This window comes from Pantoea sp. FN0302, assembly GCF_050113775.1.
GTDB classification, from domain to species: domain Bacteria; phylum Pseudomonadota; class Gammaproteobacteria; order Enterobacterales; family Enterobacteriaceae; genus Mixta; species Mixta alhagi.
The window spans coordinates 101,526-116,735 of record NZ_JBNJSM010000003.1 but is presented as its reverse complement, the minus strand read 5'-3'; the positions used below and the strand labels follow the sequence as shown (position 1 = coordinate 116,735).

Sequence of the window (15,210 nt, the reverse complement as noted above, 5' to 3'; positions counted from 1 at the left end):
TGCCATTTCCTCCGTGTTTCTAATAATTTCGATATCCTTGCTATGTGACAGGACTACATGCATAGCAAAATTTTTATTTTTAGAAAAATTTTCCCCTGCCATATTGAGAACAGCCCTGCCGATTTCAGGAAGAATATTTTTCTCAATAAACCTAATCAGCATTCTTGCACCTGTTTCTGCTACTGGACATTGTTCTACAATATGCTGAACCAACTCATCACTAAACGTTAACGCAATGTCATGATTGGCCTTCGCGCGTGCTGCGATACGACTCAAATGAATATTGACAATATGTTGCAATGAAGAAATAGATAACGGCAAATAAGGTATCACCGTCACCCGCCCTAAAAATGCTGCCGGAAATACTTTTAACAATGAAGGCTGTAATATCGTTAATAAGCTCTCTTCATCCGGCATGGTTTCAGGATCGGCACAAGCACTGCTAATAATATCGCTGCCAGTATTACTGGTAAGCAGAATAATGGTATTACGGAAGTCTATCTGCCTGCCTTCGCCATCTTCCATCGTTCCTTTATCAAAGACCTGGAAAAACAGTTCATGAACATCCGGATGTGCTTTTTCCACTTCATCCAGCAAAATCACACTATAAGGTTTACGGCGTACCGCCTCGGTTAAAACACCACCTTCACCGTAACCTACATAACCCGGTGGAGAACCTTTCAGTGAAGAAACCGTATGCGCTTCCTGATATTCACTCATGTTGATGGTGATAAGATTCTGTTCGCCGCCATAAAGCTGACCTGCAATCGCCAGCGCGGTTTCGGTTTTACCAACGCCGGATGGTCCCGCCAGCAAAAAGACGCCAAACGGTTTTTGCGGGTCGGCAAGGCCAGCACGCGCAGTCTGAATATTCTTACTTAGGCACGTCAATGCATACGGCTGGCCAATGACCCGTTCTGACAGGCGCTGCGGCAGCTCCATGACTGTGCTGACATCATCTTTCAGTACCTGCCCTACAGGTATACCCGTCCAGTTAGCCACAATTGAGGCGACGACTGCGGCATTCACCTCCGCCTGAACCAGCGGCTGTTCGCCGCGTATCTCGCTCAGTGCCGCCTCCAGTTGGTTAAGTCGAGCCTGTAAAGAGGCCACGGTCTCTTGCTCTGGTACGCCTGACTCTTCTTTCGTAGCGGACAGAAGTTGCTGACGCGTATCGTTAATGCTGGCAACCAGTTCAGACTCTTGCGTCCAACGGCGATCGAGAATTTTCGCCTCTTCCGCATGTTCCGTAATCATGCTCTGGATTGGCGTAAGACGCTGCTCGTCTTCTTTTCCGAAATCAATCGCCTTTTCAAGGAGCGACAGTTCAGCCTGTGCGGACTGGCTGCGGAATTTCAGTATTTGCAGCTCCGTCGGAGGCGTGTGCTGTGCCACCGCTACCCTGGCACAGGCAGTATCCAGCAGGCTTATCGCTTTATCAGGCAATTGACGAGCAGGAATATAGCGATGGGAAAGCCGGACAGCAGCCCGGACGGCCTCATCCATGATCCAGACGCCGTGATGTTTCTCAAGAACCGGCAGCAAACCACGCACCATTGCGATAGCCAACTCTTCCGAAGGTTCTTCTACCTGCAGCACCTGAAAGCGGCGGGTCAACGCCGGATCTTTTTCAATATGGCGTTTGAATTCACTCCAGGTCGTCGCGCCGATGGTGCGCAATTGACCACGCGCCAGCATGGGTTTCATCAGGTTCGCCGCATCGCCCGTTCCGGCATTGCCGCCCGCACCCACTAACGTATGAATTTCATCAATAAACAGAATTACCGGTTCTGCGGAGCCGACGGCCTCTTCCAGGACTGACTTGAGGCGCGCCTCAAATTCACCTTTCATACTGGCGCCCGCCGAGAGCGCCACCACATCAAGCGTCAACAAACGAACTTTCTGCAGAGAGGGGGGAACCTCGCCTGCCGCGATAGCCAACGCCAGACCTTCGACTACAGCGGTCTTACCTACCCCGGCCTCCCCCGTCAGTAATGGATTGTTCTGCCGACGACGCAACAGGATATCCACCATGGTATTGATCTCTTTATCGCGTCCCAGTACGGGATCGATTTTTCCTTCCCGCGCCAGTGCGGTGAGATCTGTCGAAAATTGGGCCAACCCCCCCCCATTCAGGGGCGATCCCATGGCATTACTGGCCTCGCCGGGAATCCCCGCTTCGCCAGTTATCACCGCATCGCCTGCCAGGTCGCTTTGTTCTGCAGAATCGCGAACGATATAGCCAAGGTCTTTATTTAATGGTTCCAGCGGGATTTTTTCAAATAAAGGAGAAATAGCGAAAAGCGCGCGACGTAATTCCATTGTGGTAAGCATTGCCATCAACAAATGGCTGCTGCGAATGCAACCAGCATGGCATTCAAGGCTAGCGAATACCCAAGAGCGTTCAATCGCTAATTCTATATGATAAGAAAAATCAGATATAGAACTGGCTCCCGTTGGCAGACGAGTTAATGCCTGCGCAAAATCGCGTTCCAGCATTTCAGCATCAATGTCGAAATATCGAATAATATGCTTAATATCACTGTCTTGCTGCTGATATAACTGATTTAACCAATGCACCAGCTCAACATAAGGATTGCCACGTAATTTACACAGTGTTGTTGCACTTTCTACACTTTTAAACAAGATAGTGTTGAGCTTGCTAAATAGATTTTTTCTGGTTATTGCCACAATAAAATCCGCCCTGATTTAATCCGAAATTTGATTGCCGTGCTCATCCACTTTCCCTCCTGGGCAAGAGATAAGAACACCCTACTTTTTTATATATTCGTCAATAAGATTGACAACTCAACTGCCAAGTCAACCATTAATCATTTTATTTATTCCTGTTAGGCATTCTATTTATTTGACTGGTAAATAAAACCCCTCAACAAAGAAATTGTGGCTTTTAAGAATTTAGCCCGAGAAACATTCCTATCATTTGACCGGCAAAGAATTCTTTTTCAAAACAAAAACATTTCTTTTTCAGAATACAGCCCGAGAGACATTCCTAAATTAACAAAAACAATTAATATGCAAAGCAAAAAAATACTTTTTACTTTTAGAATGATGTTAATAAAGAGAGGAAAAGGAGTTCGACGAGAACCGCATGATATTCCTGCTTCTCCTGCTTCTCCTGCTTCTCCTGCTTCTAAGCATTACCGTTAGTTAGATTTACCTTGCCGATAATTACAGGATGCCAAGTGGAACACAACTTTCTGGATTACTACAATCGGGAACTGACTTTCATCAGGGAAATGGCACACGAGTTTGCTGCCCGCCACCCTAAGATTGCCGGGCGCCTGGGAATGAACGGCATTGAAATTGCCGATCCTTATGTTGAACGTTTAATAGAAGCTTTTTGCTTTTTATCTGCCAGGACGCAGATAAAGCTCGATGCTGAATTCCCTAAATTTACCCAGCGCTTGCTTGATATCGTCTATCCCAACTATAACTCGCCAACACCTTCAATGGGGGTCGTGCAACTAAAGCCGGATCTAAGTGAAGGCGATTTAACGCATGGCTATCTCATTCCTAAACAGAGTGCGTTTTACAGCCAAATCCTGCCCGGTGAAATGACTCGCTGCGAATTTAGAAATAACCAGGATGTGACATTATGGCCGCTGGAACTTACAGAAGTCAGACTAACCTCGGTTCCCCCCGATATTCCTGACCTTGAACACTATCGTATCAAGCGCCATCAGTTAAAAGGCGCACTACGCATGAAATTGAAACTACAGGGCGATTTGGTTTTCTCCAGCCTGAAAGGACTGGATGAACTTCCTGTTTATATTCAGGGAGATGAACGCATTGTTTCACATACCTTTGAGCTGCTTCACGGCAGCCATATTGCAACAGTAGTACGTAGCGGAGAACAAAATAAGCCACGGCACCATGTCATCAGCCATCAACCGCTAAAATTCGAAGGTCTGGCGCCTGATCAAAGCCTGTTACCGCTGCAATGGAATATGTTTCACGGTCATACATTAATTCAGGAATATATTGCATGCCGTGCGCGTTTTTACTTTTTTTCTCTCACTCAGCTCTCCGCTGCGCTGGAACAAAACAATACTAACGAAGTAGAAGTCATTATTCTCCTAACTAAATTGCCGCAGGATCTTACTGTTCATCTCGACGCTTCACGTTTTTTACTTTTTTGTACTCCGGTCATTAACCTGTTTCCGAAACGGGTGGACCGCATTGAGATCAACCGGGCATTGAATTATTTCCATATCATTCCCGATCGCAGCCGCTCACTCGACTATGAAGTTTTTTCCGTAAACAAAGTAGTGGGTCTGCAGGCGGAAACCAGCGAAGAGTTAATATTTAATCCGCTTTATCAAACTCGTCATAGCGATATGGGCAATTTTGGGCGTTACTTCTCTGTTAAGCGAGAGATGCGCGCTAAAGAGACCACCGGCCGCAAATATGACACCCGAACACCTTACAGCGGCACCGAAATTTTCATCTCGCTGGTCGACCAGCAAGAAGCGCCCTATAGCGAACATATTCGCTACCTGTTGGTCGATGCGATGGTCACTAATCGCGATTTGCCTCGTCTTCTCACCAATACCGGCAACTTCGATCTCACCATGTCGGATTCCGTCCCTATTCATGGCGCGCGCTTTGTCAGCGCGCCCAGCGCTCCACAACCTCCATTATCTGTGGGTGAGTCCGCATGGAGGCTGATCCGCCAGCTGAGCTTTAACTATCTGCCGCTCTCGGATATGGAACACGCTCAGGGCGGCGAGTCGCTGCGCAATATGCTAAGGCTGTTCACCAGCGCCGCTGATCCTGAACCCATTGAGCAAATTAACAGCCTGGTAGGATGCCAGACCAAGCCAGTCGTACGCCGCCTGGCGGACGATGGATTGCTGGTCTACGGACGCGGAGTAAACTGTAGCCTGACCGTGGACGAAGAGGGTTTCTCCGGCATAAGTCCCTATTTATTTGGCCTGGTGATGGAAAACTATCTGGCGCGCCATGCCTCCATTAACGTATTTACGGAAACTGAACTGCACTCCATGCAACGCGGATTGATCGCGCGCTGGAAAGCGCGCCCGGGCAGACGGGGGGCGTTATGACAAAACCTGATGGGCTGGAAGCCTGGTTTGATACTCAGGTTCCATGGGAGGCGGGTTTCATCAGCATCATGCGCGCAATGGCCGCCCGTACACCTGCTTTGCCACCGCCGGGTAAGGCCACGTTGCCTTCTCAGGAGCGCTTCCGCCTTGGGCAGGTAGCAAGCATGGTCTTCTCGCCGCGCGAGATAGCTGCCATCAGCCAACAGGATGACAAAATTAAGCTTCAGTTGTTCGGGTTGGGGGTTTGGGGCGCGCAAGGGGCGATGCCGCTTCATCTTTCTGAGCTGGCCTACTCACGCTATGAACAACACGACCACACGCTAATCGACTTCGTGGATATCTTCCATCATCGGGCGCTTAGCCTGTTCTATCGTGCCTGGTTTTTATCGCAGGATACTGCCTCGCTGGATCGTAAAGACGACGAACGTTTTTCATTTTATGTCGGTAGCCTGGTAGGGCTGGATCCAGCTGAACTGGCACCAGAACCGCTTCCGGTTCACGCCAGGCTGGCCTCTTCTGCGCATTTGGTTCGTGAAGCCCGTAATCCAGACGGCCTGCTGGGCGCTATGCAGTACTACTTCAACGTTCCTGTTCGAATGAAAGAGTTTGAGCTGCAATGGATTTTCCTGGACAGCAAAGATCAAACCGCGCTTGGCGATGACTGCTACGCATCTTTACTGGGCGACGGTGCGATCCTCGGCAACACCGTACTGGACAGGCAGCACAAATTCAAATTGTTAATGGGACCACTTTCCCTCTCTCAGTACATGCTTTTCAGCCCATGGGGTCGCGACCTGTCAGTACTTCGTGAACTGGTGCGCAGCTTTATCGGTTTCGAGTATGCCTGGGATGTCCAGTTAATACTGGCACCCGATCAAGTACCGCGCGCCACGCTCGATGGTAATCATCAGCTTGGTTACGCCAGTTGGCTAGAGAGGGAGACATGCGACTCGCCGGTTTACGGTATGAGCTTCGAACCGGAAACGTATCATCGCTAATAATCGCTCCGAATTAAGGATACCAACAACAGGGATAAAAAATAAAACGTGATGAATCATATACCAGTCCTGGCCTGTTCAGATTATTACCAGCATGTCATGCAGCCAGTCACAGAGGATGCCCCCTGCGGCGCAAGTCTGGATTACGATCCGGCATTTATCATGCTGCAATCCCAGATCCAACCAAAACTGGGAGCCGAATACGGCAGCTTCGTCGAAGCGGCGGAACCCATTAACTGGACGGAAATAGAGCAAAATTGCCTTGCCCTGCTGCAAAAAAGCAAGGATATCCGGCTGTTGGTTATCCTGATGCGCTGTCGATTACGTAAGATTGGCCTGCCTGCGCTGGCGGAGGGTACTGAAGTCCTCCACGCCTTGCTGAAGGCCTGGCCAGACGATCTCCATCCCCAATTGCTGGACGAGGGGGAGTTTGCCCCTATATTGCGAGCGAATGCATTCGCCGAACTGGAGGATATTCATGGTCTGCTGGCGGATTTACGTAACCAGCCGCTTCCACGAGCCGCTGGCCTGCAAATCAGCGTAAAGGAGTTTGAAAAGGCACACCAGGTTCCCCGGGAAGAAGGCGCTCTGCCAGAGACGGCCATCGCCGCATTAGTGCACGAATGGCATCTCAACGCACGAGACGCGATCCGCCCACTCACTCAGGCGCATTTCTTCTTACAGGAGATAAAAAAAGAGCTTGCCGCAACACTTCAGGATGAAGCGCCGGAACTGAACGTGCTGGAAAATATTCTTGCCATGTTTTCCAGTGAATTTGGCAGCACAGCGCCGGCGGCAGACCTCCCTGCAGATACCTTACCGGAAATCCCCGCACAGGAAGAACGTCCTGTTCCTGTAATCAATGCCGCACCGCTTTCCGTTGAAGCCCCAGCAGTTAGTGGCGAGCGCCCTTCGGCGGCGTCGGAAGTCCGCAAGGGCATTAACAACCGCACCGATGCGCTGCACCGACTGCAAGAAGTTCGCAGCTGGTTCGCAATGACCGAACCCAGTAGCCCGCTCATTCCGGTTTTGAGGTACGCAGAGGAGAGCATTGGGAAAAATTTCGCCGAACTCTTAAAGATGTATCCCCCTGAAATCGTCGCCATTCTGAGTCAAGAGAAGGAATAAAAGATGTTAAGGATCGCTATCGCTCTGCTTTCCACGATATTGATATCGCCTGGCGCCTGGGCCGTCTGTACGCTTGCGCGCGGCCAGCCGACGCCGCTCGCTATCAGCTCACAGGTGATTACCCTATCCGCCGATCAGGAGATCGATACCTCGAAGGAGTTCGCTCAGTACGACAGCACGGTGCTGGGAGTCGGTGTTGGCTTCGACAAGTGTGATGTAAATACAGAATATGGAAAGCGCGCGGTAAATCTGTTTGGCCAGGATCCGAGCACAAGGATCTATCAGACCAATATTCCCGGTATTGGCGTTAAGCTGTTATTCAGCAATGGTGAGGCCTTTGGTAACTTCCCGTCCACCAGCTACCTGAAATTTTCTCCTGTAAAGGATAAGAATACGGGGGAATGGGTGATACCAACAACCGGTATGCTGGATGTTGGAGCGGGATCGTTCTACCGCATCCAGTTTTTTAAAACCGGCAGAATACGCCTGAATAGCCCAACGGGCGATACCGTATTGCCCGCAGGGCTAATTGGCTATAACTATATAATGAGTGCCAATCCAGCCAATTTCACCGTCAAATTAAATATTGGCGGGATGAAAATAGTCAGCACCCCGGCATGTACTACCGATAATGCCAAAACCATCGATTTTAATACCGTGACGCCCACGCTGCTAAGCGCAGGCGTGACCCGCAATATGGATTTCGCCATTGTGTGTAAGAGCGACTATGGCACCTATTCAGCCAAAGCCTCAATAATCACCGATACCCCCTCTTCAGACGGCAGCTATATCCGGGTCGAAGATGCGGCCGGCAATAAAGACAGGCTGAGGATCCGCATCACCAACGGTAATAACCAGTTGATGAAAGTCGACGGCACCACTTACGAGCAAAAGAGCAATATCACCAGCCAGGGACCCGCCGAATTCTCATGGAAAGCCACGTTAATTCCAGGCAATACCGCCACGCCCGCTGGTGGCATTTTCACAGCAAAAGCAGAAATCGTTTTTGATATTCAGTAAACGGAATAATTAATGGATCAGGGAAATATGGATAACCCAGCGACAATTTTTATCAGCATCGCCAGCTATCGCGATCCGGAACTGTTGCCGACCCTCAGGGATATGCTGCGCCATGCTGCGCATCCGGAAAATCTGCATATTGCGATTTGCTGGCAGGACAACGAAATGCCAGAGTTTTTCGAACAGGCCGGGTTTACGCCACAGGGAGGCCGGGTCGTCGAAGGACGCGAAGTATTGATGTTTCGCTATAACCAGGCCCGCATTGATGTTATCAGCGTCCACTATTATACCAGCCAGGGGGCATGCTGGGCGCGCAGCCTGGCGGAAACGCTGTTCGAAAATGAGCGTTATTTCCTGCAGATAGACTCTCACTGCCGCTTTATTCCTGACTGGGATAACGAAATGACAGCCATGCTGCGACAACTACAGACGACGTCCCCCCGCCCGATAATCTCCTCTTATCCCCCGGCTTACAAGCCAGGTGACGACGAAGAGGCCAGTAAAAAGACCTATGTTAGCCGTTTGATTTTTCGTGAATACGACACGCAAGGCATTCCGATGTTTAGCTCTACGCCGTTTCAAGCCGAGGTACCGGTACGCGGCAGCTATCTGGCTGGCGGATTCATCTTCACTCTCGGCGATTTTGTAAAGACGGTACCCAACGATCCACAGATATTCTTCGCTGGAGAAGAGATAGCCATGGCGGTCCGTGCCTTCACTCACGGCTACGACGTTTATCATCCCCATAAGCCGCTGCTCTGGCATTACTATCAGCGTAAAGAACACAGCAAAGTCTGGGGCGATCACAATAATCAGGCGAAGGATCAGGGCAAAGTCGAAAAAGCGTGGTGGGAAAGAGACCTGGTTGCGAAAAAACGGGTCAGGACCCTGTTAGGACTGGAAGAGAAAGAATCTGTCGCCAGCCTCGCCCCTTACACGTTAGGCAATCAGAGAACCCTGCGACAGTTTGAATATCAGGCTGGTATCTGCCTGCAAAAAAGCACGGTTTTGCCTGAAGTCCTGGATAGCGAAAAAATTAACTTTTTTGCGACACCGCCAGCCGACGAAACGGAATGGCTTAACCGGCAGTTCGCCTACTACAAAAAATCCATCACGCTGAACGCGTCAGATTATGAGACCGATGAAACCAGGATGAGCAATCTGCATCTCAGTGTTTATAACGCGCAGAATATCCTGCTGTATAAGCGCACGCTGGAACCCCAGGAGCTGGAAACGTTACGCACCGAATCGGCCGATAATCTCCCTACGCTTTTACTTGAGTTTAAAACCGCCAGCATTGACAGGCCTTCTGTTATTCGAATATGCCCGTGGTCAGATACCTCAGGCTGGGGCAACGTCACGGAGAAAGCATGGTGAAAAGCGAAACCCTTTTTTGCAGGCTAACGGGCATCGATACACTTCTCTCCTTTGACGGGATCATTCCTTCCGCTGCGGACTTTCAGCTCAGGCTGATCTCGCTCATCGAACAATTTAATAAGGCGCTGCTGACGGAAGACCAGACACAGGCAGAGAGTGAATCGCTCTGCCGCGCGCTATGTTGTTATTTCGATAAACGGCTCACCAGTAATAAGCAACATAACTCCCTTTCCTGGCAACGTTATTCACTGGTGCATTACTTTTACGGTTACACCGAAAGTCAAGAAAACCTCACGCTCTCCGCCCAGCTTGACGCTCTGCTCAACACTGACAGCGAAGTGATATTTCGCTACGCGTGGAAGCTTTTAATGCTGCTGATACAAATGGAAGGGCGAACCGAAACGCTCATTACGCTACGTACTGCCTGGCGGGCTCGCTATTTTTCGCGCGCACGCGCTCCATTACGCTCATCGGCAGGAGAACCGGCGTCGTGGATCGTACAACACGGCGATGCAGGGTCCCCCCGATTGATGGTCTTTATTATTGGGCCGTTCGCCGGTAAGTGGTTTAGCCAGGCCAATCTCTCCTCCAGTAGCGACAACAGTATCGTCTGGGTTGTTGCTGAACACGTCAGCACGCTGATCGGCCGACTGGAGCATGTAAAAAAAAGCCACGGCACGGTGACAACGCTGGCCTTCTTTCCGCTACTGGCAGATGGTTTCGAAAACAGCAGCGTCATGATTGAACAAATCACGGCGTGGCAACACGCTTTTTCATCAAACCGATTGCCGGAGCATTTACCTTGTCTGCTTGGGCTTTATACACGGCTAAGCCAGCAGCGCTATCCTCATGATCCAGACAGCGCTATCTGGACAGGCGGACTAACGGCGTCGCCTGACTGCCACCTCAAGCTGGAATCGCGTCTTGTTAACCTGATTACCGAGCTTGACGCCCGCGATGACGGCAGCGATCTCTACGCTATTCAGCGCCATGCCCTGGCCTGCACACTCATCGCCTGGTTGGCGGAAAAGCGAATCATGAGTGTGTTGCAAAACCTGTTCGACAGCACGCAAATCGATCTGGTGGGCGTTCTCCTTGCCGATTATGGACAAGGATTCACTCGCCATGGCGCCTGGTCGCTCTGGCTCGCGGAGAAATATGGGATCCTGCCGGGTTTGTCGACATGCATTGCCATGCCGCCGCTACCTGCAATTCCGTTGCTACCGCTCATCGAACAGGAACAAGAACCAGAAGCTGCGCCTGAACGTCCACCAGCGATCGCACTATCGCCGGTCCGCAGAAAGTGGCCCGGTATTGTCGCGCTACTGGCGATCCTTATCTGCCTGACGACGGTTTTTTATTACTACGGCAAGCGGAACATCGACGAAATTCAGAGTTACCTCAGCCGGATAACGCCGTTAAAAATGTTAATGAGGGAGCATGAAGAGAGTGCTGACGCGGCCTTATTCACCCTTTCCGGCACAGTGCCGCTGTTTGAAAGCGGCAGCAGCAATTTGAGACCGGGCAGTGAAGAAATACTGGCGGGGCTGGTTCCCAAAATAAAGGGCGCGACGCAACAGAAGTACCTCATCATCGGTCACTCGGACAATACCGGATCCGCCGCCATAAACCTGTCGTTATCAACCGAACGCGCCAGGAAGATTCGGGACTGGCTGACAGAACAGACCGGTTTGCCGGCCAGCCATTTTATCATTGAAGGCGCGGGTAACTCCCGTCCAGTAGCCAGTAACGATACCCAGGAAGGACGCGCACAGAACCGCCGCGTTGAAATCATTCCGCTACCTGTACAACACCATTAAGGAATAAGAGAGAGTCACCTATGAGCAAAAAACCTGTGACCTATCCGCTTAACGAAGGGAGTTTCATGACATTCGACCCACAGGAGGATCAATCAATTAATATCCTTCGCTTTATGGACGATGATCATAATGCCTATAATATTTTGATTAACCGCGCCACGCTGGAACAAGATCAGACAGTAGATGATTTTTGCGAAAAGCAATGGGATAAAATGAAACGATTTGTCCCTGGTTTTGAGGTGGAGGGGAAAAACCTGAAACATGAGATTGGCCCGGCAAAGCTGCCTGTGCTGCAAACCGCCAATAAATTTCTTGAAGATGGTGCGTGGGTTCGGCAGGTATCGTCAATTGTGACGCTACCCTGGCATCCGCGGCTTAATCCGCACTCACGTAAACTGATTGTGTTCACTCTGGCTGCCAATAATGATTTCACCGAAGCGCAGCGTAAACACTATGTTCGCATTATTAATAGCTTTATTCCGGCTGACGCCCCTCTTGCTGTGGAAAGCTAACGCAGCCCTGTTGTAACAATCCCGCCTCTAAAACCAGAATTTCGACCGAAATTCTGGTTTGTCTGGTTCCTGGCGAAGCGATTGTTCGCGGGAAGTTTTTATATTTATCACTTGCAATCACGCTTTCCGCCTGAAATTTCCCGCCGCGATATCAGGCCCGCGTCATAAGCCGAACGCGAAATTATCATTACGCACCGGCATGCCCTGCATGAGGATATTGTGCCGGGCAGTCTATGGCTGAGGCTGTGTTTTCACAGCTATCGTCGCTGTTTCAGCCTTTTTATTAGCAATGTTAATTATCACTACGTGGCACAGCCGGGTTTGGCGCGTTATCGGGGACCGAGCTACAAATGGTCTATCTTGTCCGCTGCCGCCCTGAGTGGCTGGAGGGCCATTTTTATCTTCCGATCAGCGCTCATTTATTAGCTGGTGTTCTACTCGCCTCATGAGGAATAAATAACGTTTTTTCCTTACCGCCGCCGTTTATTCCGGCGTGGCCTCTCACTATGCGGTTAATCGTTATCCGGTGGCGGAAATAGCGCGTTTTTTTTCGCCATAAGTCGATTCTCGTGGCTATTTTTTGCCCCAGCATCAGGATCAGCTGCTATATAAAAAGCAGCGGATCATAATTCCTGCCAAAAAAATCGAAACTTGTAACGCTTATTCATATAAAATTTAACGCATCAGGAACATTTAGCTCACAGAAGAGCGCTATCAGGAACACTGAACACCCGTACTTTATCTGCTGGTATACAACCAGGCTGGTTGTTTACTTAGGTTTATGGCAACACTCAAGAGGACTAAATTATGGGGAAAGACTCCTCATCATCTTTACGCGTGATACGGCTTCTCACCGTATTATTCGCTGTGCTTTGCGGCGCGTATTTGCTGATTGGCGGGCTTTGGCTCTCCACAATAGGTGGTAGCTGGTACTACGTTATTAGCGGTATTGCGATGCTGGTAACGGCCTTTCTGTTATATCGTCGTCACAGCGCCGCGCTGGTGGTCTACGCACTGCTGCTGCTGGGTACGGTAGCCTGGTCAGTATGGGAAGCCGGTTTCGACTTCTGGGCCCTGGCACCGCGTACCGACGTTTGGGTTATTTTTGGCATCTGGCTGCTGTTGCCGTTTGTATATCGCGGCATTACGCCGTCTCACGGTAGCAAAGCAGGCGCTTCTCTGATGGGTCTGAGCCTGGCTGTCAGCGTTATTGTGCTGGCGTGGGCTGTGTTTAACGATCCGCAGGAGATCAACGGCACCCTGCCAGCCTCCGCACAAACTGCACCGGCTGCGGCTGATACCTCGATCCCACCGGGCGACTGGCCGGCCTATGGCCGCGATCAGGCAGGTACCCGTTATTCTCCGCTGACCCAAATCAACGAGAAGAACGTAAAAGATCTGCAGGTAGCCTGGACCTTCCGTACCGGCGACCTGAAAACGCCGAACGATCCGGGTGAAATCACCAATGAAGTGACGCCGATTAAAATCCGCGACACCCTTTACCTGTGTACTGCACACCAGATTCTGTTTGCTCTGGATGCAACAACCGGTAAAGAGAAATGGAAATTTGATCCAGGTTTGAAGTCAAACCCAACTTTCCAGCACATCACCTGCCGTGGCGTTTCTTATCATGAAGCCCCTGCTGCTGCTGCTGCTGCGGGTACTGCCGCGCCGGCACTTTGCGCACGCCGCATTATCCTGCCGGTAAACGACGGTCGTCTGTTCGCGCTGGATGCTGAAACTGGCAAACGCTGCCCGGACTTCGCTAACAACGGCGAGCTGGATCTGCAGCACAAACAGTCAGTCTCCACGCCGGGTTCCTATGAGCCAACCTCTCCGCCGGTTATCACTGATAAAGTCATTGTGGTCGCAGGCGCGGTAACCGATAACTACTCCACGCATGAAGCGTCAGGCGTTATCCGCGGCTTTGATGTGAATACCGGCGCGCTGCTTTGGGTGTTCGATCCGGGCGCGAAAGATCCAAATGCCATCCCGGCAGACGGTAAAACCTTCGTACCGAACTCACCTAACTCCTGGGCGCCTGCGGTTTATGACGCCAAACTGGATCTGGTTTACCTGCCGATGGGCGTCTCCACGCCGGATATCTGGGGTGGTCACCGTACGCCGGAACAGGAGCGTTACGCCAACACCGTTCTGGCTCTGAACGCCACGACCGGTAAGCTGGCATGGTCTTATCAGACCGTTCACCATGACCTGTGGGATATGGATCTGCCGTCCCAGCCGACGCTGGCTGACATTACCGATAAAGATGGCAATACCGTCCCGGTTATTTACGCGCCTGCCAAGACCGGTAACATCTTTGTGCTGGATCGCCGCAACGGTAAGCTGGTTGTGCCTGCGCCGGAAACCCCGGTTCCGCAAGGTCCGGCGAAAGGCGATCGCCTGTCGCCAACCCAGCCTTACTCAGAGCTGACGTTCCGTCCGAAAGATAACCTGTCGGGCAAAGATATGTGGGGCGCCACCATGTTCGATCAGCTGGTGTGCCGCGTTATCTTCCATCGTCTGCGCTATGAAGGCCCGTTCACGCCGCCGTCTGAACAGGGTACCCTGGTATTCCCGGGCAACCTTGGCATGTTTGAATGGGGTGGTATCGCCGTGGATCCTAACCGTCAGATCGCGATTGCTAACCCAATGGCGCTGCCGTTTGTTTCTAAGCTGATTCCACGTGGTCCAGGTAACCCGATGGAGCCGCCAGCCGATGCGAAAGGCGGTTCAGGCACCGAAACCGGTATTCAGCCGCAGTATGGCGTACCTTTTGGTGTGGAACTGAATCCGTTCCTTTCTCCGATTGGTCTGCCGTGCAAACAGCCAGCCTGGGGTTATATCTCCGCGCTGGATCTGAAAACCAACGAAGTGGTGTGGAAAAAACGTATCGGTACCGTTCGCGACAGCTCACCGGTTCCTCTGCCGTTCAAAATGGGTATGCCGATGTTGGGTGGCCCGGTAACCACGGCAGGTCACGTATTCTTTATCGCTGCGACAGCGGATAACTACCTGCGCGCTTTCAGCACCAATACCGGTGAGAAATTGTGGGAAGGCCGTCTGCCGGCGGGTGGTCAGGCAACGCCGATGACCTATGAAGCCAACGGCAAACAGTACGTGGTGATTTCTGCTGGTGGCCACGGCTCTTTTGGCACCAAACTGGGTGATTACATCATTGCCTACGCGCTGCCGGATCAGAAATAATCTGACCCGCAACGCTGACAAAACCCCGGCCTGACGCCGGGGTTTTTTTATGCCTGCGGATCGC

General features: G+C 51.1%; 8 protein-coding genes and 1 pseudogene. 8 read left to right on the top strand and 1 reads right to left on the bottom strand.

Annotation, left to right across the window (positions count from 1 at the left end):
- Positions 1 to 105: 105 nt before the first annotated feature.
- Positions 106 to 2,709: pseudogene (tssH, locus tag ACQE32_RS13445) on the bottom strand (type VI secretion system ATPase TssH); the annotation flags it as partial.
- Positions 2,710 to 3,203: 494 nt separating this feature from the next.
- Between tssH and tssF the strand changes: the two are divergent.
- The 8 genes from tssF (at position 3,204) to ACQE32_RS13405 (ending at position 15,146) form a co-directional block, all read left to right on the top strand.
- Complete coding sequence (gene tssF, locus ACQE32_RS13440; RefSeq protein ID WP_426973193.1) at positions 3,204 to 5,084, top strand: type VI secretion system baseplate subunit TssF; 1,881 nt, start codon at positions 3,204 to 3,206, stop codon at positions 5,082 to 5,084.
- On the top strand, positions 5,081 to 6,082 hold the full coding sequence (gene tssG, locus ACQE32_RS13435) for a type VI secretion system baseplate subunit TssG (RefSeq protein ID WP_426973191.1): 1,002 nt from the start codon (positions 5,081 to 5,083) through the stop codon (positions 6,080 to 6,082). The genes tssF and tssG overlap by 4 nt, the downstream gene beginning before the upstream one ends.
- Positions 6,083 to 6,133: 51 nt before the next feature.
- The gene (locus ACQE32_RS13430) at positions 6,134 to 7,210 is read left to right on the top strand and encodes an ImpA family type VI secretion system protein (protein WP_427021925.1); all 1,077 of its coding nucleotides are present in this window, start codon (positions 6,134 to 6,136) and stop codon (positions 7,208 to 7,210) included.
- 3 nt (positions 7,211 to 7,213) lie between these two features.
- The gene (locus tag ACQE32_RS13425) at positions 7,214 to 8,230 is read left to right on the top strand and encodes a fimbrial protein (RefSeq protein WP_427021924.1); all 1,017 of its coding nucleotides are present in this window, start codon (positions 7,214 to 7,216) and stop codon (positions 8,228 to 8,230) included.
- Between the two features lie 27 nt (positions 8,231 to 8,257).
- Positions 8,258 to 9,607, top strand: coding sequence for a GlcNAc-transferase family protein (locus ACQE32_RS13420; protein WP_427022040.1), 1,350 nt, complete (start codon positions 8,258 to 8,260; stop codon positions 9,605 to 9,607).
- The gene (locus ACQE32_RS13415; protein ID WP_427021923.1) at positions 9,601 to 11,427 is read left to right on the top strand and encodes an OmpA family protein; all 1,827 of its coding nucleotides are present in this window, start codon (positions 9,601 to 9,603) and stop codon (positions 11,425 to 11,427) included. The genes ACQE32_RS13420 and ACQE32_RS13415 overlap by 7 nt, the downstream gene beginning before the upstream one ends.
- Positions 11,428 to 11,447: 20 nt before the next feature.
- Entirely contained in the window at positions 11,448 to 11,939 is a 492-nt protein-coding gene (locus ACQE32_RS13410) for a DcrB-related protein (RefSeq protein ID WP_426973184.1), read from the top strand.
- 807 nt (positions 11,940 to 12,746) lie between these two features.
- On the top strand, positions 12,747 to 15,146 hold the full coding sequence (locus tag ACQE32_RS13405) for a glucose/quinate/shikimate family membrane-bound PQQ-dependent dehydrogenase (protein WP_426981908.1): 2,400 nt from the start codon (positions 12,747 to 12,749) through the stop codon (positions 15,144 to 15,146).
- Positions 15,147 to 15,210: the final 64 nt, after the last annotated feature.